General features: G+C 59.3%; 19 protein-coding genes. 8 read left to right on the top strand and 11 right to left on the bottom strand.

Annotated features, from left to right (window positions below):
* Window positions 1–112 precede the first annotated feature (112 nt).
* The 9 genes from sucD to sdhC all read right to left on the bottom strand — a co-directional run bounded on the left by sucD (window position 113) and on the right by sdhC (window position 11,432).
* Window positions 113–985, bottom strand: coding sequence for a succinate--CoA ligase subunit alpha (sucD, locus tag ACFOJE_RS05010; RefSeq protein WP_377813177.1), 873 nt, complete (start codon window positions 983–985; stop codon window positions 113–115).
* The gene (gene sucC, locus ACFOJE_RS05005; protein WP_377813176.1) at window positions 973–2,151 is read right to left on the bottom strand and encodes an ADP-forming succinate--CoA ligase subunit beta; all 1,179 of its coding nucleotides are present in this window, start codon (window positions 2,149–2,151) and stop codon (window positions 973–975) included. The genes sucD and sucC overlap by 13 nt, the downstream gene beginning before the upstream one ends.
* A 156-nt stretch (window positions 2,152–2,307) precedes the next feature.
* Window positions 2,308–3,744, bottom strand: a complete 1,437-nt coding sequence (gene lpdA, locus ACFOJE_RS05000) for a dihydrolipoyl dehydrogenase (protein WP_377813175.1) — start codon at window positions 3,742–3,744, stop codon at window positions 2,308–2,310.
* An 88-nt stretch (window positions 3,745–3,832) separates the two neighbouring features.
* Window positions 3,833–5,059 carry a dihydrolipoyllysine-residue succinyltransferase gene (gene sucB, locus ACFOJE_RS04995; RefSeq protein WP_377813174.1) on the bottom strand — a complete coding sequence of 409 codons (1,227 nt, stop codon included), beginning with the start codon at window positions 5,057–5,059 and terminating at the stop codon, window positions 3,833–3,835.
* Between the two features lie 42 nt (window positions 5,060–5,101).
* Entirely contained in the window at window positions 5,102–7,933 is a 2,832-nt protein-coding gene (locus ACFOJE_RS04990; RefSeq protein ID WP_377813173.1) for a 2-oxoglutarate dehydrogenase E1 component, read from the bottom strand.
* A 243-nt stretch (window positions 7,934–8,176) separates the two neighbouring features.
* Entirely contained in the window at window positions 8,177–8,896 is a 720-nt protein-coding gene (locus tag ACFOJE_RS04985) for a succinate dehydrogenase iron-sulfur subunit (RefSeq protein ID WP_377813171.1), read from the bottom strand.
* Window positions 8,897–8,907: 11 nt separating this feature from the next.
* Entirely contained in the window at window positions 8,908–10,680 is a 1,773-nt protein-coding gene (sdhA, locus tag ACFOJE_RS04980; protein ID WP_377813170.1) for a succinate dehydrogenase flavoprotein subunit, read from the bottom strand.
* 3 nt (window positions 10,681–10,683) lie between these two features.
* Window positions 10,684–11,052: a succinate dehydrogenase, hydrophobic membrane anchor protein gene (gene sdhD, locus ACFOJE_RS04975; RefSeq protein ID WP_377813169.1), complete on the bottom strand. Its 369-nt coding sequence runs from the start codon at window positions 11,050–11,052 to the stop codon at window positions 10,684–10,686.
* A complete protein-coding gene (gene sdhC, locus ACFOJE_RS04970; protein WP_377813168.1) occupies window positions 11,046–11,432 on the bottom strand; it encodes a succinate dehydrogenase, cytochrome b556 subunit in 387 nt (128 codons plus the stop codon). Before sdhC ends, sdhD begins: the two co-directional genes overlap by 7 nt.
* A 352-nt stretch (window positions 11,433–11,784) precedes the next feature.
* Here sdhC and gltA point away from each other — a divergent pair, with 352 nt between their 5' ends.
* Window positions 11,785–13,068 carry a citrate synthase gene (gene gltA / locus ACFOJE_RS04965; RefSeq protein ID WP_377813167.1) on the top strand — a complete coding sequence of 428 codons (1,284 nt, stop codon included), beginning with the start codon at window positions 11,785–11,787 and terminating at the stop codon, window positions 13,066–13,068.
* 255 nt (window positions 13,069–13,323) lie between these two features.
* Here gltA and ACFOJE_RS04960 read toward each other — a convergent pair whose 3' ends face one another.
* Complete coding sequence (locus ACFOJE_RS04960; RefSeq protein ID WP_377813166.1) at window positions 13,324–13,587, bottom strand: YkgJ family cysteine cluster protein; 264 nt, start codon at window positions 13,585–13,587, stop codon at window positions 13,324–13,326.
* Window positions 13,588–13,729: 142 nt separating this feature from the next.
* Here ACFOJE_RS04960 and ACFOJE_RS04955 point away from each other — a divergent pair, with 142 nt between their 5' ends.
* The 4 genes from ACFOJE_RS04955 to ACFOJE_RS04940 all read left to right on the top strand — a co-directional run bounded on the left by ACFOJE_RS04955 (window position 13,730) and on the right by ACFOJE_RS04940 (window position 15,598).
* Window positions 13,730–14,071 (top strand): DMT family protein, encoded by a 342-nt coding sequence (locus ACFOJE_RS04955; protein ID WP_377813165.1) that lies wholly within the window; start codon window positions 13,730–13,732, stop codon window positions 14,069–14,071.
* A 159-nt stretch (window positions 14,072–14,230) separates the two neighbouring features.
* Window positions 14,231–14,773: an exonuclease domain-containing protein gene (locus ACFOJE_RS04950; protein WP_377813164.1), complete on the top strand. Its 543-nt coding sequence runs from the start codon at window positions 14,231–14,233 to the stop codon at window positions 14,771–14,773.
* A gap of 77 nt (window positions 14,774–14,850) precedes the next feature.
* A complete protein-coding gene (gene ppnP / locus ACFOJE_RS04945; RefSeq protein WP_377813163.1) occupies window positions 14,851–15,132 on the top strand; it encodes a pyrimidine/purine nucleoside phosphorylase in 282 nt (93 codons plus the stop codon).
* Between the two features lie 262 nt (window positions 15,133–15,394).
* A complete protein-coding gene (locus ACFOJE_RS04940; protein ID WP_377813162.1) occupies window positions 15,395–15,598 on the top strand; it encodes a PA1571 family protein in 204 nt (67 codons plus the stop codon).
* A 71-nt stretch (window positions 15,599–15,669) separates the two neighbouring features.
* On the opposite strand, the gene pdxB is transcribed toward ACFOJE_RS04940, so the two are convergent.
* Complete coding sequence (gene pdxB / locus ACFOJE_RS04935) at window positions 15,670–16,812, bottom strand: 4-phosphoerythronate dehydrogenase PdxB (protein ID WP_377813160.1); 1,143 nt, start codon at window positions 16,810–16,812, stop codon at window positions 15,670–15,672.
* Window positions 16,813–16,967: 155 nt separating this feature from the next.
* Between pdxB and ACFOJE_RS04930 the strand changes: the two genes are divergently transcribed.
* The 3 genes from ACFOJE_RS04930 (at window position 16,968) to ACFOJE_RS04920 (ending at window position 21,597) form a co-directional block, all read left to right on the top strand.
* The gene (locus tag ACFOJE_RS04930) at window positions 16,968–18,335 is read left to right on the top strand and encodes an MATE family efflux transporter (RefSeq protein ID WP_377813159.1); all 1,368 of its coding nucleotides are present in this window, start codon (window positions 16,968–16,970) and stop codon (window positions 18,333–18,335) included.
* A 557-nt stretch (window positions 18,336–18,892) separates the two neighbouring features.
* Window positions 18,893–19,333 (top strand): low molecular weight protein-tyrosine-phosphatase, encoded by a 441-nt coding sequence (locus ACFOJE_RS04925; protein ID WP_377813158.1) that lies wholly within the window; start codon window positions 18,893–18,895, stop codon window positions 19,331–19,333.
* Between the two features lie 44 nt (window positions 19,334–19,377).
* Window positions 19,378–21,597: a polysaccharide biosynthesis tyrosine autokinase gene (locus ACFOJE_RS04920; RefSeq protein WP_377813157.1), complete on the top strand. Its 2,220-nt coding sequence runs from the start codon at window positions 19,378–19,380 to the stop codon at window positions 21,595–21,597.
* Window positions 21,598–21,668 lie beyond the last annotated feature (71 nt).

Here is a 21,668-nt window from a genome sequence, read left to right as displayed (position 1 = left end):
TACAGAAAAACCAATGTAACGACTCACTCAAGCTCAAAAAAAATGCCAGTCGCTGTAGCGACTGGCATTTCATGTGATAGACAAAAGCCTGATTAGGTGTGTGCCACCTAGCCTACCAATCTGTGAGTTCGGCAACGGCCTTGCCAATATCCGCCAAGGAGCGGACGGTTTTCACGCCAGCATCCTGAAGGGCAGCAAATTTTTCGTCTGCAGTGCCCTTTCCACCTGAAATAATAGCGCCAGCATGTCCCATACGCTTACCTGCAGGGGCAGTAACACCAGCAATATAAGAGACTACTGGCTTGGTTATATTGGCCTTGATATAGGCCGCCGCTTCCTCCTCGGCAGAACCACCGATTTCTCCGATCATCACTATTGCTTCAGTCTGAGAGTCTTCCTGAAAGAGCGAAAGAATATCAATGAAGCTAGAACCAGGAATCGGATCCCCACCGATACCAACACAGGTCGACTGTCCAAAACCAGCATCAGTGGTTTGCTTCACCGCTTCGTACGTTAGAGTCCCAGAGCGGGACACGATACCCACTTTGCCCGGCAGATGGATATGGCCTGGTTGGATACCGATTTTGCACTCACCCGGAGTAATGATGCCCGGGCAGTTGGGGCCGATAAGACGCACGCCCAGCTCATCGCATTTAACTTTGACGTCGAGCATATCGAGAGTAGGAAGACCTTCCGTGATGCAGACAATCAGCCTGATGCCGGCGAAGGCCGCCTCCAAAATAGAATCCTTACAAAACGGGGCAGGTACGTAGATTACGGAAGCATCTGCTCCCGTAGACTCGACAGCTTCCTTGACAGTGTTGAAAACCGGTAAGCCTAGGTGGGTATTTCCCCCTTTTCCGGGAGTGACTCCGCCAACCATCTTGGTGCCATAAGCGATCGCTTGCTCACTGTGGAAGGTACCTTGACTACCAGTGAACCCCTGGCAAATCACTCTCGTACCTTTGTCGATCAGGATGCCCATTGCCTACCCTCCGCCGCCTTGACTACCTGCACTGCCGCATCGGTCAGGCTGGTAGCCGCAATGATATTCAGGCCGCTAGTAGCTAGGGTCTTGGCACCCAACTCGGCATTGTTGCCTTCCAGACGCACAACAACCGGTACCTTTACGCCTACTTCCTTGACCGCACCGATGATGCCTTCTGCGATCATGTCGCAACGTACGATTCCACCAAAGATATTAACCAGAACAGCTTTCACGTTGCCATCAGAGAGAATGATCTTGAATGCCTCGGTCACTCGTTCACGAGTGGCGCCGCCACCGACATCTAGAAAGTTTGCCGGTTTGCCTCCATGAAGATTGACGATATCCATGGTTCCCATGGCTAAGCCAGCACCATTGACCATGCAACCGATATTGCCCTCGAGAGCCACGTAATTCAGCTCCCATTTGGTGGCATGCGCCTCTCTCGGATCGTCTTGGGAGGGATCGTGCATCGCGCGCAGTTTCGGGTGGCGATATAAGGCATTACTGTCGATGACGATTTTTGCATCCAGACAATTGAGGTCGCCTTGCTGGGTAATTACCAGAGGATTCACCTCGAGCAAAGCCAAGTCGTTATCTTGGAACAGCTTAGCTAGACCGAGGAAAATATGGGTGAACTGCTTGACTTGGTCACCCGACAGACCGAGTTGGAAAGCGAACTCGCGTCCTTGATACGGCAAAGCACCAGTCAGAGGATCGATAGTAGCCTTGAGAATTTTTTCGGGAGTTTCATGGGCCACTTTCTCGACATCCATGCCTCCCTCAGTCGAGGCCATGAAGACGATACGGCGACTGGAGCGGTCGACCACTGCTCCAAGATAAAGCTCTCTGTGGATGGCCGTACAAGACTCGACCAATATCTTACTTACAGGCTGGCCACGTGCGTCAGTCTGGTAAGTAACCAATCGTTTGCCAAGCCAATTTACCGCGAAATCCTTAGCCTCTTCCTTGCTCTTGACGAGTTTCACGCCTCCTGCCTTTCCGCGACCACCCGCGTGGACCTGCACCTTTACGACCCAGGCCTCACCACCGATTTTGTCACATGCTTCCGCTGCCTCCTCAGGGGTGTCTACCGCATAGCCCTTGGATACGGGGAGACCGTATTCAGCGAACAGCTGCTTACCCTGATACTCGTGAAGATTCATGCTTTCCTACCTTTCTTGATTTTATTAAAGGTATTGCGCATACGACGCTGCACTCATTGCATTGCGCCGTTGTTGACTGTGGTCTGGCGAGAACAGTCAGCAGCAGGCATTCCGCATAGAAGATTACGGGCAGCCTGCTGCTATTAGACGCTTAGATTAGCGCTTCTTCCGGTTGGCGATGTGAATCGCATGACCGGTTACAGCAAGGGCAGCCTCATGCAATGCTTCGGACAAGGTCGGGTGCGAGAAGACCATCATGCCCAGATCTTCGGAGCTGGTACCAAACTCCATAGCGATCGCGCCCTGCTGAACCAGTTCGGCAGCGCTTGGACCAATTACATGAACCCCCAGCACCCGGTCGGTCTTGGCATCAGCAATCACCTTGACCATACCCGCAGTGTCATTAGCTGCCATAGCACGGCCACTGGCAGCGAATGGGAACACACCAACGTTGACTTCGACGCCTTCTGCTTTCAGAGCCTGCTCGGTCTTGCCAACCCACGCAATTTCCGGGTGCGTATAGATGACCGACGGAATCAGGTCGTAGTTCATTTGAGGCTTGTGACCAGCGATACGCTCGGCGACCATGACGCCTTCTTCCGAAGCCTTGTGGGCCAGCATGGGGCCGCGCACTACGTCGCCGATTGCATAAACGCCTGGGACACTGGTAGCGCAATAGTCATCTACGAAGATGAATCCGCGCTCGTCCAGATCAACACCACTATCGGCAGCCAGCAAATCGGTGGTGACCGGTCGACGGCCGACAGCCACGATCAGCTTGTCGAAGGTCATCTGCTGCTCACCCTGAGCAGTGGTGAACTTGACGGTAACTTGTTTGCCCTTGACCTCGGTGCCAGTTACCCGAGCCCCCAACAGAATATTCAGCCCCTGCTTGGAGAGAATCTTCTGTGCTTCCTTGGCGATCTGCTCGTCGGCAGCAGCGAGGAACTTGTCCATGGCTTCGAGGACAGTAACCTCGGATCCCAGACGAGCCCATACCGATCCCAGCTCCAGACCAATCACGCCAGCGCCGATCACGCCCAGCTTACCCGGAACACTCTGGAAATCCAGGGCTCCGGTAGAATCGACGATAACGTCCTGATCGACCGGGGCCGGGGGAATTTCCACCGGCTTGGAGCCGGAAGCGAGAATCACGTTTTCAGCAGCCAGAACTTGGGTATTGCCATCCAGGCCGGTCACTTCGACCTGCTTGCCTGCCAGCAACTTGCCATGGCCTTCGAACAAGGTGACGCCGTTGGCCTTGATCAGCGCAGCGACACCGCCGGTCAGGTTTTTGACGATCAGGTCCTTGCGGGCGACCATGGTCGGGACGTCCATGGTGACTTCACCCGTGCCGATACCGTGAACCTTGAAGCTTTCATGGGCCTCATGGAATTTGTAGGTACTGTCCAGCAGAGCCTTGGACGGAATGCAGCCGACGTTCAGGCAGGTACCACCCAGCGCGGTCTTGCCTTCCTTTCCCTGATACTTCTCGATCAGGGCAGTCTTCAGACCGAGTTGCGCGGCCTTGATGGCAGCGACATAACCGCCGGGACCAGCGCCGATCACTACCACGTCGAATTTCTGGCTCATATCGAATCCTCGTCTTTAAACAATTTCAAACCGCAGCAAGAAGGCCCAGGTTATCGCCTGGGCCCCTCATCCTGCAGTACGTCCTAGATCAGATATCCAGCAGCAGGCGTGCCGGATCTTCCAGAAGATCCTTCATGGTGACCAGGAAGGTCACGGCTTCCTTGCCGTCGATCAGACGGTGATCGTAGGACAAGGCGAGGTACATCATCGGCAGGATGACCACTTGGCCATTTACTGCCATCGGGCGCTCCTGGATCTTATGCATACCGAGGATGGCGGTCTGCGGCGGGTTGACGATTGGAGTCGACAGCAAAGAACCGAACACCCCGCCGTTGGAGATGGTGAAGGTGCCACCGCTCATTTCTTCGATGGTTAGCTTGCCGGCCTTGGCCTTTTTGCCGAACTCGTTGATACCACCTTCGATTTCCGCCAGGCTCATGAACTCGGCATTGCGCAGAACCGGCACCACCAGACCACGATCGCTGGACACGGCTACGCCGATATCCTGGTAGCCGTGGTAAACGATGTCGTTACCGTCGATGGAGGCGTTGACGCCCGGCTGGCGCTTCAGCGCTTCGACTGCCGCCTTGACGAAGAAGGACATGAAGCCCAGACGCACGCCGTTATGGGTCTTCTCAAACAGATCCTTGTACTTGGCGCGCAGGTCCATGATCGGCTTCATGTTCACTTCGTTGAAGGTAGTGAGCATGGCCATGGAAGACTGGGCCTCGACGAGGCGCTCGGCGACCTTGGCACGGAGGCGGGTCATCGGTACGCGCTTCTCGACGCGATCGCCTGCGGCGAAGATCGGGGCAGCTACAGCGGGGGCTGTGGGCTTCGCTGCCGGTGCTGCAGCAGGAACGGATTTCTTCGCCTCCACTGCCGCAACCACGTCCTCCTTGGTCACGCGGCCACCCTTGCCGGTGCCGGGAACGCTATTCGGATCGATAGCGTTCTCTTCAGCCAGCTTACGTGCTGCTGGAGACAGGATTTGCTCTTCGGCAACAGGAGCCGGGGCGGCAGGAGCGGCAGGAGCCGGGGCCTCAGCGGCCTTCGCCGGAGCAGCGGCAGCTGCACCACCCTCGGCCAGACGGCCCAGCAGTTCGCCGCTAAGTACGGTGTCACCTTCGTTCTTGACGATCTCGGCGATTACACCATCAGCCTCGGCGAGGACTTCCATTACGACTTTGTCGGTTTCGATGTCGACGATCAATTCGTCACGCTTGACGGCATCGCCAACTTTCTTGTGCCAAGTGGCGACCGTGCCGTCCGCAATCGATTCGGGAAAAGTCGGCGCTTTGATATCGATAGCCATTATCTATGGTTCCTATTGATCTGGTGCTTCTGCGTGAAAGCGTTAAACAGTGAAGGCATCTTGCAGGAGCTTCTCCTGCTGTTCTGCGTGCATCGAGGGGTAACCACAGGCCGGAGCAGCCGATGCGGCGCGACCTGCATACTGGAGGAACAGCCCCTTCTCATGCGCAGTGGCGACACGACGCATGTGATGCTGGCTGCAGTACCAGGCCCCTTGGTTCATCGGCTCTTCCTGGCACCAGACGATGTGCTTGAGGTTAGTGTAATTGGCCAGGATTTCGGCCAAATCCTCTTCCGGGAATGGATAAAGCTGCTCGATACGAATGATGGCGATATCTTCGCGACCTTCGGCACGGCGCTTTTCCAGTAGGTCGTAGTAGACCTTACCGCTGCACATGACCAAGCGCTCGACCTTCTTCGGATCGATCGGATCGATCTCGTTGATGACGGTCTGGAAGGAGCCTTCGGCCAGATCCTCAAGGGTCGAGATAGCCAGTTTGTGGCGCAGAAGGGACTTCGGCGTCATGACGACCAACGGCTTGCGCAGCGGACGAACCACTTGGCGGCGCAGCATGTGGTAGACCTGTGCAGGAGTCGACGGAACACAGACCTGAATGTTCTGCTCGGCGCACAGTTGCAGGTAGCGCTCAAGACGAGCAGAAGAGTGCTCGGGACCCTGTCCCTCATAGCCATGCGGCAGCAACATGGTCAGACCGCACAGGCGGCCCCACTTGTGCTCACCACTGGAAATGAACTGGTCGATAACTACTTGAGCACCGTTGGCGAAATCACCGAACTGAGCCTCCCAAATGACCAGAGCGTTCGGAGTAGTGGTGGCGTAGCCATATTCGAAGGCAAGTACGGCTTCTTCGGAGAGGAAAGAGTCGTACAGATCGAAACTCGGCTGATCTTGCTTCAGATGTTGCAGGGGCAGATAGGTGGAGTCGTCCTTCTGGTTATGCAGCTTCGCATGGCGGTGCGAGAAGGTGCCGCGACCAACGTCCTGACCAGTGATACGTACCGAATGGCCCTCGTTCAACAGGGTTGCATAGGCCAACGTCTCGGCATAGCCCCAGTTGATCGGCAAGGCGCCGGCAGTCATCTTCTGACGATCTTCCAGAATCTTCGCCACTTGCCGCTGAACGACGAACCCTTCCGGGATTTGCAGCAGCTTGTTGGCAAGCTCCTGCAGGGTCTTCAACTCGACACGGGTATCGTGACGGGCAGTCCAGGCGTGGCCCAAGTAAGGGCGCCAATCCACGAACAGCGCGCTATTCGGCTCCTTGACCAGACTCTTGACAACATGCTGGCCGTTATCGAGAGCAGTGCGGTACTCATCAATCTTGGCTTCTACCTGCTCCGTGGACTGAACACCAGCCTGAATCAGTGCATCGGCGTAAAGCTCACGAGTAGTACGCTGCTTGGCAATCTGTTGGTACATCAGCGGCTGAGTACCGCTGGGCTCATCTGCCTCGTTGTGACCACGACGACGATAGCAGACCAAGTCGATGACCACATCGCGCTTGAACTGCATGCGATAGTCGACAGCAAGCTGGGTGACAAAAAGCACGGCTTCCGGATCGTCGCCATTCACATGCAGAATGGGCGCCTGGATCATCTTGGCCACATCGGTGGCGTACTCAGTCGAGCGCGCATCCTCAGGATAGCTAGTGGTGAAGCCGACCTGGTTGTTAATGACGATGTGGATGGTGCCGCCGGTCTTGTAGCCTCGGGTCTGCGACATCTGGAAGGTTTCCATGACCACGCCCTGACCGGCGAAAGCCGCATCACCGTGAATGGAAACCGGAACCACTTTGTCGCCTTTGGCATCATCGCGGCGATCTTGGCGAGCTCGAACGGAGCCCTCGATCACCGGCGACACGATCTCGAGGTGGGATGGGTTGAACGACATGGCCAGGTGAACTTCGCCACCCGAGGTCATCACGTTGGAAGAGAAGCCTTGGTGGTATTTGACGTCACCAGACCCCAGCTCGATCTTGTTCTTCCCTTCGAACTCGTCGAAAAGATCGCGAGGATTCTTACCGAAGGTGTTGACCAGAACGTTCAAGCGACCGCGGTGGGCCATTCCGATGACCACTTCGAGAGTGCCATAAGAGCCACTCCGCTGGATGATCTCGTCCATCATCGGAATCAGGCTTTCGCCGCCCTCGAGACCGAAACGCTTGGTACCCGGATACTTGGTGCCCAGATATTTCTCCAAGCCTTCCGCTGCGGTCAGACGTTCCAAGAGGTGAGCCCTGACCTCCGGCGAGAACGCAGGACGGCCACGCACGCTCTCAAGACGCTGAGCGAACCAGTTGCGTTGCTCAGAATCGACGATGTGGGCGAACTCCGCACCGATGGTGCGGCAATATGTCTCCTGCAACCCCTGAAGAATTTCGCGTAGGGTCGCTTCCTCCCGGCCGAAGAAGAGCTCGCCAGTACGGAAGGTAGTATCCAGATCGGCATCAGTCAGGCCGTAATGGTTCACCGATAGGTCAGCCGGAGCCGAACGTTTCCACAGACCAAGCGGGTCCAGCAGGGCGGCCTGATGACCACGGACGCGATAAGCCTGGATCAGGCGCAGGACTGCCACCTGCTTCTTCTCATGCTCGGTGCTTACGCTGGAGGTTGCCACGGGCTGGGCACGATGCTGGTTTTTCGCCAGCAGGATGAACTGATCACGAATCGTAGAGTGCGGAACGTCAGTGGCAGGGTTGCCGTCGGCAGGCAACTTCTGGAAGTAGGTGCGCCACTCTTCGGGCACAGCGTTAGGATCGTGAAGATAAAGCTCGTAGAGCTCTTCCACATAGGAAGCATTCCCACCAGAAAGGTAGGCGCTATCCCACATGCGCTGCATAACGCTATCTTGCATGCTCGGTCACCCTCGTAAGGGGACACCATCGGCGCGAGCCGCACATGGTCGATCCAAAGTCATGAAGCAGCGACTTCGGTAAAGCCACTACGGATCACGCAGATAGTCCAGGCGCAAGCCCGGATGCCCCTAGTCATTCGAAATACTTTAAAAAGGAGCGCGGCTTTATGGGCTGCGGATCCAGCCATAAATGCGGCGCTGGGCTTCCAGCGCCGCAATTTTCTTGATGTAGCGAAAAGCGGATCAGGTACCACTCTGCAGCAGCATATTGCGAATGTGACCGATAGCCTTAGTCGGATTCAGGCCTTTCGGACAGACATACACGCAATTCATGATGCCGCGGCAGCGGAATACGCTGAAGGGGTCATCCATAGCAGCCAGACGATCCTGGGTCTTGGCATCACGGCTATCGGCCAAGAAGCGATAGGCCTGCAGCAATGCAGCGGGACCGAGGAACTTGTCCGGATTCCACCAGAAGGACGGGCAGGAGGTCGAGCAGCAGGCGCACAGGATGCACTCGTACAGACCATCCAGCTTCTCGCGATCTTCCGGGCTCTGCAGACGCTCGATGGCCGGGGCCGGAGTGTTGTTCTGCAGGTAAGGCTGCACCTTCTCGTATTGCTTGTAGAAGATGCTCATATCCACGACCAAATCGCGGATAACCGGCAGGCCTGGCAGCGGACGAATCACCAGCTTTCCACCATTCACGACAGCGGACAGCGGATTAATGCAGGCAAGACCGTTCTTGCCGTTCATGTTCATACCGTCAGAACCACACACGCCTTCACGGCAGGAACGGCGATAGGAGAACGACTGGTCCTGGTCTTTGATCAGGGCCAACACGTCCAGAACCATCAGGTCCTTGCCATCGATCTCGACGTTGAAATCCTGCATGTACGGAGCAGCGTTCTGCTCCGGGTTGTAGCGATAAACGCTAACTTGCAAAGTTTTGGGCAGCGACATATCGATAACCCTCAATAAGTACGCACTTTGGGTTCAAACATCGGAACGGTCTTCGGTGCGAAGTTGACGGCTCGCTTGGCAACGCGCTTCTCGCCCGGGAAGTACAGGGTATGGCACAGCCACTCTTTGTCATCGCGACTTTCGTAGTCCTCGCGGGCATGTGCACCACGAGATTCTTTACGGGTTTCCGCAGCGATGGCGGTAGCCTCAGCTACCTCGAGGAGGTTCTGCAGCTCCAGTGCTTCAATGCGAGCAGTGTTGAATGCCTGGCTCTTATCGTCGATCTTGATTTGAGCAATGCGTTCGCGCAGACCTGCCAGTTGGGCAATCCCCTTCTGCATGTATTCGCCAGTACGGAATACACCGAAGTAGTGCTGCATGCAGTTCTGCAACTCCTTGCGCAGCGTGGTGGCATCTTCGCCGCTGGTACGCTGATTGACGCCGTCCAGACGCTTGAGGGACTGCTCCAAGTCGGACTCGGAAGCCATGCGACCCTCGACGCCCTCCTTGAGAGCCTGTTCCAGGTAAAGGCCTGCAGCACGACCGAAAACGACCAGGTCGAGCAGCGAGTTGCCACCTAAGCGGTTGGCCCCGTGAACCGATACACAGGCCACCTCACCTACGGCAAACAGACCTTCAACGATCCTGTCGTTTCCGTTGGCATCCTGGGTAATAGCCTGGCCATGAATGTTGGTGGCGATGCCCCCCATCATGTAGTGGCAGGTAGGAACTACCGGGATCGGAGCCGTAACCGGATCGACATGGGCGAAGGTTTTCGAGAGCTCGCAGATACCTGGCAGGCGGCTGTGCAGCACTTCCTCGCCCAGATGGTCAAGCTTCAGCATCACATGGTCGCCGTTCGGGCCACAGCCGTTGCCGGCCAGGATTTCCTTGACCATCGAGCGCGCTACCACGTCGCGACCCGCCAGATCTTTGGCGTTCGGAGCGTAACGCTCCATGAAGCGCTCGCCGTGCTTGTTGATCAGATAACCGCCCTCGCCACGGCAGCCCTCGGTCACGAGGACACCGGCACCGGCAATGCCAGTGGGGTGGAACTGCCACATCTCGATGTCCTGCACCGGGACGCCCACGCGAAGCGCCATCCCCACACCATCGCCGGTGTTGATGTGAGCGTTAGTCGTCGAAGCGTAAATGCGACCGGCACCACCGGTAGCCAGTACTACAGCCTTGGAGCGGATATAGACGGTTTCGCCAGTCTCGATGCAGATGGCGATTACACCAACGATGGCGCCATCTTGGTTCTTCACCAGATCGACGGCATACCACTCGTTGAGGAAAGTGGTTTCGTGCTTCAGGTTGTTCTGATAAAGGGTATGCAGCAGCGCGTGACCGGTACGGTCCGCTGCGGCACAGGTACGAGCAGCCTGGCCACCCTTACCGTAATCCTTGGATTGACCACCGAACGGGCGCTGATAGATGCGACCGGTTTCAGTACGTGAGAACGGCAGCCCCATGTGCTCCAGCTCGAACACAGCCTCGGGACCGACGGAACACATGTACTCAATCGCGTCCTGGTCACCGATATAGTCGGAACCCTTGACGGTGTCATACATGTGCCAACGCCAATCATCGTTCGGGTCGGACGAAGCGATGGCGCAGGTGATACCGCCCTGAGCGGACACTGTGTGGGAGCGAGTCGGGAAAACCTTGGTGATTACCGCGGTTTTGTGGCCACCCTGAGCCAGTTGCAGCGCGGCGCGCATACCTGCGCCACCACCGCCGACGATGATTGCATCGAAGGAAAGCGTACGAATGTTAGCCATGGATCAGACACCCCAAAGAATCTGCACACCCCAGACGAAATACGCGAACATGGCAATGCCACACGCAGCCTGGAAGAGGAAACGCACGACGGTCGCCGACTTGCCGAACGCCATCGGAGTAAGATAGTCGGTGGAGATAGTCCACATGCCAACCCAAGCGTGCACGCTCAAGGAAACGAGAGCCAGGAGGCTGAAAATTCGCATGGCATTATGGGAGAACAGCGCATGCCATTCGGCAAAAGTCAGACCCGGGCTAGCGACCAGATAACCCAGCAAGAAGAGAAAATAAGCCGCGAGAACGACCGCAGAAACACGCTGAGCCATCCAGTCATAGAGGCCAGAGCGCGAAAAGTTCGTGACATTGGTTACCATATCCAAACCCCCGCCAGCAGGATCAGCACCACCGAAACGGCGATAACGATTTTCGAGCCCAGAGTGCCGCCTTGCAGCGTCTCACCGATGCCCATGTCCATAATCAGATGGCGCACGCCGGCCACCAAGTGGTACAGCAATGCAGACAACAAACCCCAGGTCACCAGCTTGACCAGCGGACTGGCCAGGTACCCCTTCACCTGCTCGAAGCCTTCCTCGGAAGCCAAGGACTTACCGAGCGCAACTAGCAGCACAGCAATCCCTAGAAAGAGGATGACACCAGAGATACGGTGAAGAATGGACGTGTAAGCAGTGACAGGAAGTTTGATTGTCCTAAGGTCTAGGTTTACAGGTCGTTGGCTTTTCACGGCTTTTTTCACAGTGAGAGCCCTGGCGAGCAGGGCGAAGTTGTTGGGAAGTGCACTGGTCAGGTACCCACCACCCAGAGAGTGACAACCTCCAGAATACGAGCCTAAAGCCCCTGGTGGTCGGTGCCCGAGTATAGACAGTTAGGCCCCTAATGACAACGCGCCGCGCCCTACCAAAGTCGGCCTTGAACAAATCATACCTGTAACGTAAACAGGCAATTTTTAGCGCAAAATTGCGCTAAAAAGGCTCTAACATCTACTTCTGTGCAAATTGACTTTACGATTTATCACCTTATAGTGATGCGGGCCCTACAAGGGGGCCGTCTGATGACACCTAGCAGAAAGCTGATTGAAGGAGGCCAACATGGCTGACAAAAAAGCGCAGTTGATCATCGAGGGCCTAGCCCCCGTCGAACTGCCCGTCCTGACCGGCACACTCGGTCCTGATGTGATCGATGTTCGGGGACTAACTTCCACGGGCCACTTCACTTTTGATCCTGGCTTTATGTCCACTGCCTCCTGCGAGTCGAAGATTACCTTCATCGACGGCGACAAAGGCGTCCTGCTGCATCGTGGGTATCCGATCGAGCAGCTGGCCGAGCAGTCCGACTACCTGGAAACCTGCTATCTGCTGCTGAATGGCGAATTGCCCAATGCCGAGCAGAAGGCTAAGTTCGTCAGCAACGTGAAGAGCCACACCATGGTTCACGAGCAGCTGAAGAACTTCCTCAACGGTTTCCGTCGTGACGCCCACCCCATGGCCGTGATGTGCGGCGTCGTCGGTGCCCTTTCCGCCTTCTATCACGATTCGCTGGACATCAATAACCCGCAGCACCGGGAAATCTCCGCGATCCGCCTGATCGCCAAGATGCCGACCATCGCTGCCATGGTCTACAAGTACTCCCTAGGCCAGCCGCTGATGTATCCGCGTAACGATCTGAATTACGCAGAAAACTTCCTGCATATGATGTTCAACACTCCGTGCGAAGTGAAGCCGATCAGCCCGGTACTCGCCAAGGCCATGGATCGCATCTTCATCCTGCACGCTGACCACGAGCAGAACGCATCCACCTCAACCGTGCGTCTGGCCGGCTCTTCCGGTGCCAACCCCTTCGCCTGTATCGCTGCCGGTATTGCGGCCCTGTGGGGTCCGGCCCACGGCGGTGCCAACGAAGCCGTTCTCAATATGCTCGATGAAATCGGCGATGTTTCGAACATCGAGAAATTCGTCGCCAAGGCGAAGGACAAGAACGACCCGTTCAAGCTTATGGGCTTCGGCCATCGCGTCTACAAGAACTTCGACCCACGCGCCAAGGTCATGAAAAAGACCTGCGACGAAGTACTTTCCGAGCTGGGCATCAACGACCCGCAGCTCGAACTCGCGATGAAACTGGAAGAGATCGCTCGTCACGATCCCTACTTCGTAGAGCGTAACCTCTATCCGAACGTGGACTTCTACTCCGGTATCATTCTGAAGGCCATCGGCATTCCGACCAGCATGTTCACCGTGATCTTCGCCCTCGCTCGCACCGTCGGCTGGATTTCGCACTGGAAGGAAATGCTCTCCAGCCCGTACAAGATTGGTCGTCCGCGCCAACTGTACACTGGCCAGCTGGAACGCGATTTCGTTTCGCTGGAAAAGCGTTAACAAAGCATTTCTAGCGGCAAATTAAGGTTTTTTTGTCACGCCAAACCTTAATAAGCCTAGAAAGTTCAAAGATGCCCATATCTTTCGATATGGGCATTCTTATTTCAACAGACCAAAACCTACCGCCGAAATAGATACCCAAGCGAATCACTGCCCCCTTACACGCGCCCTGCTCCTTTCCATCCCATAGAGCAAAAAACTCTTATATTGTTCCGCGGCGACATCTTTTCCCTTAAGAACGGTTTTTTCATTGGATCAATTGATCACCCTGTCGGTTTCCTGCTCCAGCCAATGGATATAGTGCAAAGCCTCGTCCCGATCATTTCCGCATATATCCGGATCAGCCTTGAAATCCTCGCAAACGACTGGGCGCTCCGGACTCCCGAACAAGCCACATAAATTATCCATAGACAGGTGCAAGCAGCGCACGCCAGCAGGTTTGCCATCGGGCATCCCCGGAATCGGCGAAGAGATGGAGGGAGCAATGCAGCAAGCCCCACAGCCAGCCCGACATTTCATGATTGCCTCCTGTAGCGACTGGAACGAAAACCCTGAATCTTACGCCGGTGGCGACAGATCGATAAATACAGTCTTATCACCCTCGCTCCATCCCCCTGCATCACGCTCGAACGCTTTATCCATGCCCTTTGGAGTCATCCTCATGCCGGTCTGGCTGCAAACTGCCTTAATGCTCAGCCTCTCTAACGTCTTCATGACCTTCGCTTGGTATGGGCACCTGCGAACCCTGAACCAAAAACCCTGGTTCATCGCTGCCCTGATCAGCTGGGGCATCGCTTTCTTCGAATACCTGATACAGGTCCCGGCCAATCGCATTGGCTACAGCGTGCTATCCGTCAGCCAACTCAAGATCATGCAGGAAGTCATCACCCTATCCATCTTCGTGCCCTTCAGCGTGCTCTTCATGCAGCAGCCGTTGAAACTCGACTATCTTTGGGCAGGACTCTGTCTGCTTGGTGCGGTGTACTTCATCTTCCGCAGCTAGCCGGAGTCGGGTTCGATCCGGCCCCCGACGCGATACCCGAAATCTCTTCATGCTGGGTTTGCCCCAGACTGAGACTGACCACCGCGGTTGACGGTAGAATGCACCCGCCCGGGTAAATGAACGGCAAGGAAGCCCGAGGCCCGCGCACAGGAGGTTGCCATGGATATCTGGCTGGTGATCGATCTGGAGGCCACAACGGAAGAAGGTGGCTGGCCGATCAAGGATATGGAGATCATCGAGATCGGTGCCAGCCTGGTTAACGAGGACGGGCATGAGATCGATCATTTTCAGCGCTTCGTCAAGCCACAGCGGCGCCCGTACCTCACCAGCTTCTGCAAGGGCCTGACGCATATCAGCCAGCCGGATATCGACGCCGCCGAATCCATGTCCAGTGTCTGGATGCAGTTCGAGCATTGGCTGCAACCTCACCGCCAGCGTCTGGCTGGGTGGGCCAGCTGGGGCGAATACGATCGCCGGCAGCTCGAGCTGGAATGGCAGCGCCATGGCCTGATCAGTTCACTGACCATGAGCAGCCACACCAATCTCAAGCAGCGCTTTGCCGAGGCCCGCCAACTCAAGCGCGCCGTGGGCCTGAAAACCGCCCTCCATCTCGCCGGCCTACGCTTCCAGGGGCAGCAGCATCGTGCTCTGGAGGATGCGCGGAACACGGCACGTCTGCTCCCCCTGATACTTCCCGCCTAGCGCCAAGAAGCGGATGACGGCCCCAAACGTCTTATGCATACTGGCGGGCCTTTTTCACCCCTTCCGAGGTAGCTAGCATGTTCAAAGTCAACGAGTACTTCGACGGCACCGTCAAATCCATCGCCTTCGGCATGAGCCAGGGGCCGGCCACCATCGGCGTGATGGCAGCTGGCGAATATGAATTCGGTACCAGCCAGCAGGAGATCATGCACGTGATCGCAGGCGCCCTCACCGTCAAGCTGCCGGGCAGCGATGCTTGGGCGACCTATGAGGCCGGTAGCCAGTTCATCGTTCCCGCCAATAGTAAGTTCCAGCTGAAAGTCGCCACCGACACCGCCTACCTCTGCGAATATCGCTGATCGAAGCGACTCCGCCCGAAACCGGCTTCCTCGCCGGTTTCCCCCCTGGGATACCCTTCTCCCGGCCGTCCTCCGGTCGGCGGCACTTCCTCGCAGACGCTGAACTCTTCCGGCAATCGAATGGTCCATCCTGTTCTGCACAGCAGGCCAACTCGGGCATAACCCGAGCGCTCGGCCTTCGCCATGGCGCCTGGATGCCAGAGACAGCACGGTCTGTCCATTCCGACGCCTGAACTGTCGTGAGCGGAAGAGGAGATCGGTAATGCCAAACGAAACCGAGCAGCGCCAGGAGTCCCAGCACGCCCAGGGTCCGACCGGTGGAGCCATCATCGATGCCGAAGGTCGGGAAGTTCCCATTACGGAGGACATGATCCAGACAGCCTGCCGCATTCTCGACGAGGAGTGGAGCCTCCCGCGGCAACGGCAGAGCAGGCACCCAGCCGCCACGCCCAGGAGAGCCGGCTGATTCTTTCGGCGTGTGCGAAGGAGGCTTGCCGGGGTTCGTGAGCCTTGGAAGCCGACCGCCCCCGTCCCGGCCTAATCCTGGGAAATACCCAGCGCCTTCAGCATCTGCTTCAGAATCGGGGCCTCGCGGCCCAGGGACACACGCAACCCGTCGATTTCCCGACGAGGTGGGTAGTGCTTGCGCAACGCATCGAAGCCGGCACGCCGCTCCGCGGAGCCGCCCTGCAGGGTCCGGCGAAAATCCGCATCGTCGCGGCGCGGGTCGTAAACCGCGCGGCAGACCATGGCCAGGGCCCAGGCCGGGTCGGCACCGGCATCCAGACTCAGCTCCCTGAGCCAGGGCGCCGGCAGCAGCGCATCGAGACGAATCGACGGGGGCAGCCCCCGCTCCCTGCAGAAAGCCTGATAGATCTGCTCAGTGCCGCGCAGCTTGCCGTCCAGGCTATAGCCGGCGATGTGCGGCGTAGCGATATGGCATAGGTCGGCCAAAGCGACATCGACCTCCGGCTCACCCTCCCAGACATCCAGTACCGCTTCCAGATCCGTGCGATCGGCGAGCAGCTCGCGCAACGCCGCGTTGTCGACGACGGCGCCGCGACTGGCGTTGATCAGCCAGGAACCGGGCCGGAGCCTCCCCAGTTCCTCGCGCCCAAGCAGATGCCAGGTCGGATGCGGACCGCTGCGGGTCAGCGGCGTGTGCAGGCTCAGTACGTCGCACTCGCTCAGGATGGTCGGCAGATCGACGAAATCGCCGCCTTCGGCCTCTTGCCGCAGCGGATCGCAGACCAGCACGCGCCAGCCCAGGCTGCGCAGCACGTCGACCAGCCGTCCGCCGACCTGGCCGGCACCGATCACCCCGTAGGTTCTCGAGGCCAGATCGACGCCATGCACTTCGGCCAGGCTGATCAGACTGCCCAGCACGTAATCGACCACGCCGCGGGCATTGCAGCCTGGCGCGCTGGCCCAGGCGATCCCCGCCTGGCGCAGGTATTCGAGATCGAGATGATCGGTGCCGATGGTGCAGGTGCCGACGAAGCGGACCTGGCTGCCAGCCAGCAGCGCCTCGTCGACTCGGGTGACCGAGCGCACCAGCAGGACCTCGGCGTCGCCCAGGGTTTCGCGGTCGATGGATCGCCCCGGCGCGCGGCGGATATCGCCGAAGGCGCCGAAGAAGGCATCGACCAGAGGAATGTTTTCGTCGGCGAGAATTCGCATGGCAGGCTCCTTTCGAGGCTCGCCATTCTAGGCACTTCTACGACGGCACGGGAGCCATGCGCGAAAAACCGACCGGGCCCTCGCCGAGCTTTTCTGACCGCTCCGTCAGCGCGTAGACTACGCGGCCTTTCCGCAAGCGCCCGCCCGATATCCAGATGTCTGCCGTCTCGTTCCCGCAGCGGGTGCGCACCGAGTTGCGCGCCCTCCTCCCTCTCGCCCTGCCGATCATCGTCGCCCAGCTGGCGCACACGGCCATGGGCTTCGTCGACACGCTGATGGCCGGCCGGGTCGGATCCGCCGACCTGGCGGCGGTCGCGCTGGGCAATTCGCTCTGGGTGCCCCTGTACCTGCTGATGACCGGCGTGCTGCTGGCGACCACGCCCAAGGTGGCGGAACGCTTCGGTGCCGGTCGGCTGGCGGAGATCGGCCCGCTGGTCCGCCAGGCGCTGTGGCTGGCCCTGGCCGTGGGTTTCGGCACGGCCCTGCTGCTCTGGAACGCCGAACCCGTGCTGCATCTGATGAAGGTGGAGGCGCGTCTGATCGAGCCGGCCATGGGCTATCTGCGCGCCGTGGCCTTTGGGTTCCCTGCTGCCGCCCTGTATCAGGTGCTGCGCTGCTTCAGCGACGGCCTCGGACACACGCGCCCGAGCATGATGCTGGGCATCGCCGGCCTGCTGCTGAACATTCCGGCCAACTACGTCTTCATCCACGGCAAGTTCGGTCTGCCGGCCATGGGCGGCGTCGGCTGCGGCTGGGCGACCGGGCTGGTGATGCTGTTCATGCTGATCGGCATGCTCGGCTGGGTTCGCTGGGCCCCCTGCTACGCGCCGATCCGCCTGTTCGAGCGCTTCGAGCCGCCGCGCTGGCCGACCATCGGCCGCCTGATGGGCGTCGGCGTGCCGATCGGCATCGCCGTATTCGCCGAGGTCAGCGTCTTCTCCGTGGTCGCCTTGCTGATCGGCGGGCTAGGGGCCGACGTGGTCGCCGGCCACCAGATCGCGCTCAACTTCTCCTCCCTGGTGTTCATGGTTCCCTATTCCCTGGCGATGGCCGTCACCGTTCGCGTAGGCCAGAGCCTCGGCCGCGACCAGGCGCACACCGCCCGCTTCTCCGCCGCCGTCGGCATGGGGACAGCGCTGGGCTTCGCCTGCCTGTCGGCCACCTCCATGCTGCTGCTGCGCGAGGACATCGCCCGCGTCTACACCGCCGACCCGCTGGTCATCCAGATCGCCAGCGGCCTGCTCGTCTATTCCGCCCTGTTCCAGTTCTCCGACGCCATCCAGGTCAGCGCGGCGGGGGCCTTACGCGGCTACCAGGACACCCGTGCGACCATGCTCATCACCCTCTTCGCCTACTGGGGAATCGCGCTGCCGATCGGCTATGGCCTCGGCCTGAGCGATTGGCTCGGCGCTCCCAGCGGCCCGCGCGGTCTCTGGCAGGGGCTGGTGATCGGCCTGACCTGCGCCGCGGCCCTGCTCGGCATCCGCCTGCTGCGCTGCACCCGATTGCGCGTTCATATATAAGATCGCTCGCGAAAGTTATAGTGAAGTTGCCGGTTGGTCTCCGCTAATTATTCAAGGTAACTACCACTTATCGGATGCCAACTCGCGGCTTCTATACCGAAGCCCCTCTCTACTACACTTTTGCCCACTCCTAGCCAAATGGCTTTATCTGCAAATAGTCATTTGGTTGACATTGCCGCCAGAAATCCGATGAGGCAATGGAGCGAAACTTCACGGAAGAACATAAAGGGTTTCTGCAGATGTCACTTAGGACAATTGAAGGCCGAGCCCGCATTACGGCCATAAAACCACTCAAAAACAGACCGTTAGTCGCTCGCAACGACCGCGAGCAGGATGCTGTTTGCATGAGGTTTTTTGTCTTCAGGAAAAGACGTTAAACCTGGGGCGGTAGCGTGCCGATGCACTCTTCTGGCGAAGCGATGAATATATAAGCGCAACAGCGAAGAACTACCGCGGGTCATCCCCGCATGGCGATCGCTCGCACCGAACGAATGCCGCTTCGATTATCGACTGCCCATTGCAAGTTCGAAGAAACATACAACTCAAGGATTGCCGAAGTGTTCGAGCGAGTTTTGATCGTCTGTATCGGCAATATATGCCGTAGTCCCTGTGCGCAAATACTGTTGGAAGAAGCCATCGCCGGCAGCGGCGTCAAGGTAGCTTCCGCCGGCCTGGCGGCCAAGGTCGGCCAGCCCATCGAAGCCAGCACCCGCAGCGTACTCCTCGAACACCGACACGCCTTGCCCGAGCACCGGGCCCGCCAGCTGGACGGCGCCATGCTGCAGGCGGCCGATCTGGTGCTGACCATGGAACGCAGGCACATCGAGCACATCCACCACATGGCCCCGGAAGCGCGCGGCAAGACCTTCCTCCTAGGCAAATGGCAGGGCGAGCTGGAAATCGTCGACCCCTACCGCCGGGACAGGACGGCCTTCGAGCAGGCCTACCGGGACATCGAAAAAGGCGTCGAGGCCTGGGCGAAACGCCTGCGCCCGTAGTCCGACCGGACCCGCAGTTACTTCCACCTGACGAAGACCGACCCATGCAACCAGTCCAAGCCCTGCCCCAGCCGGACCACGACGGCAGCATCGACTTCCGCAAGCTGCTCGGCACCCTGCTCGACCACAAATGGCTGATCGCCTTTATCACCGCGCTGTTCTGTCTGGGCGGTGCGGTCTACGCCAAGCTGGCCACCCCGATCTATCTGGCCAATGCCCTGGTGCAGATCGAGAAGAAGAGCGGCACCGCCCCCGGACTCAGCGAAATCGGCGACTCCCTCGGCATGTCGGATGCCACCACCGGCACCGAGATCGAGCTGATCCGCTCGCGCACCGTGATCGGCAAGGCCGTCGACAACCTCGGGCTGGACATCCAGGCCGCGCCGGTGCGCTTCCCGTGGATCGGCGACCTCCTCGCCCGCCGCTATCGGGCGAGCCATCCGGACGCCCTGGCGCCGCCCCTCATGGGGCTGGACGAATACGCCTGGGGCGGCGAATCCATCGACGTCTTCCAGCTCGACGTGGCGCCCGAGCGGGTCGGCGAGACCTTCCAGCTGATCAAGGGCGAAGGGGACGCCTTCAGCCTGTACGACGGTTCCGGCGCCCTGCTGGCCGAGGGACACGTCGGCCAGGCCGTCGACGGCAACGGCATCCATCTGCAGATCCGCGAGCTGACCGCCCGCCCCGGCACGCACTTCGTCCTGCAGCGGCTCAACCGCCTGGGCACCATCCGCGCCTACCAGGGAGCCCTGCAGCTGAGCGAACTGGGCACCGATACCGGCCTGATCACCGTCGCCATGACCCACCCGGAACCCCAGCACGCGGTCAAGGTGGTCGACGAGATCAGCCGCCAGTTCGTCCGCCAGAACGTCGAGCGCATGTCCGCCGAGGCCGCCAGCAGCCTGGAGTTCCTGCGCGGCCAGCTCCCCCACGTGCGCCAGGACCTGGAGCGGGCCGAGGAAGCGCTGAACAACTACCGCAAGAGCAACGGCTCGGTGGACATCTCGCTGGAGACCAGCACCATCCTCAACCAGGCCGTGGCCCTGGAAACCCGCATCTCCGAACTGAAGATGCAGCAGGCCGAGTACGACCGCCGCTACACGCGCGAGCACCCCAGCTACCAGGCCCTGATGATGCAGATCGAGAGCCTGACCCGGCGCCAGAACGAGATCGCCGGCAAGGTGAAGGGGCTGCCGGAGACCCAGCAGGAGGTCCTGCGCTACTCCCGCGACGTGCAGGTCAGCACCGAGATCTACACCCAGCTGCTGAATAAGGCCCAGGAACTGGACCTGGTGCGCGCCGGCACGGTCGGCAACGTGCGCATCATCGACTCGGCGGTGGCCGAGAGCGGACCGGTGGCGCCGCGCAAGGCGCTGATCGTCACCGGCTCGACGCTGTTCGGCGCGGCCCTGGCGATCGCTTTCATCCTCGTCCGCAAGCAGCTCAACCCGGGGCTGGAGACCCCCGAGGCCATCGAGCACCTGGGCCTGCCGGTCTACGCCACCGTGCCGTTCAGCGAGCGGCAGAACCAGATCAGCCACAGCAAGCGCCCGCGCGGCGCGGGCGACGGCGGCGCCGCGCTGCTGGCGGCCAGCAGCCCGGACGACCTGGCCGTGGAGGCGCTGCGCAGCCTGCGCACCAGCCTGCACTTCGCCATGCTGGAGGCGGAGGACAACCGCCTGATGATCTCCGGGCCCAGCCCGAAGGTGGGCAAGAGCTTCGTCTCGCTCAACCTCGCCGCGGTCATCGCCCAGACCGGCAAGCGCGTCCTGCTGATCGACATGGACATGCGCAAGGGGCACCTGCACAAGCTGCTCGACCTGAAGGCGGACAACGGCCTCTCCGATACGCTGTCCAAACGCTGCACCCTCGACCAGGCCATCCGCGCCACCCCGGTCGAAGGCATGTTCCTGCTGCCACGCGGGCAGATCCCGCCCAACCCCTCCGAACTGCTGATGCACCCCAACTTCACCGCCCTGCTCGAGCAGACCAGCGCGGCCTTCGACCTGGTGATCTTCGACACCCCGCCCCTGCTCGCGGTGACCGACGCGGCGATCGTCGGCCGGCAGGCCGGGACCAGCCTCATCGTCGCCCGCTTCGGAGTCAACCACGCCCGCGAGATCGAACTGGCGGTCAAGCGCTTCGCCCAGAACGGCATCGTCATCAAGGGCGCCATCTTCAACGGCATGAAGAAGCGGGCCTCGGCCTACGGCTACGGCCACCGCTACTACTTCCAGTACGAATACAAATCGGACAACGCCTGACCCGGGGCGGCCAGGGAGCCGGGCCGCCCGCACGCAAGTTGATGCTCGAACACCGACGCCGGACGGGGTAA

Source organism: Azotobacter bryophylli (assembly GCF_042643485.1).
Lineage (GTDB): Bacteria > Pseudomonadota > Gammaproteobacteria > Pseudomonadales > Pseudomonadaceae > Azotobacter > Azotobacter bryophylli.
The sequence above is the reverse complement of the archived record's forward strand: the minus strand, read 5'-3'. Positions and strand labels throughout refer to the sequence as shown.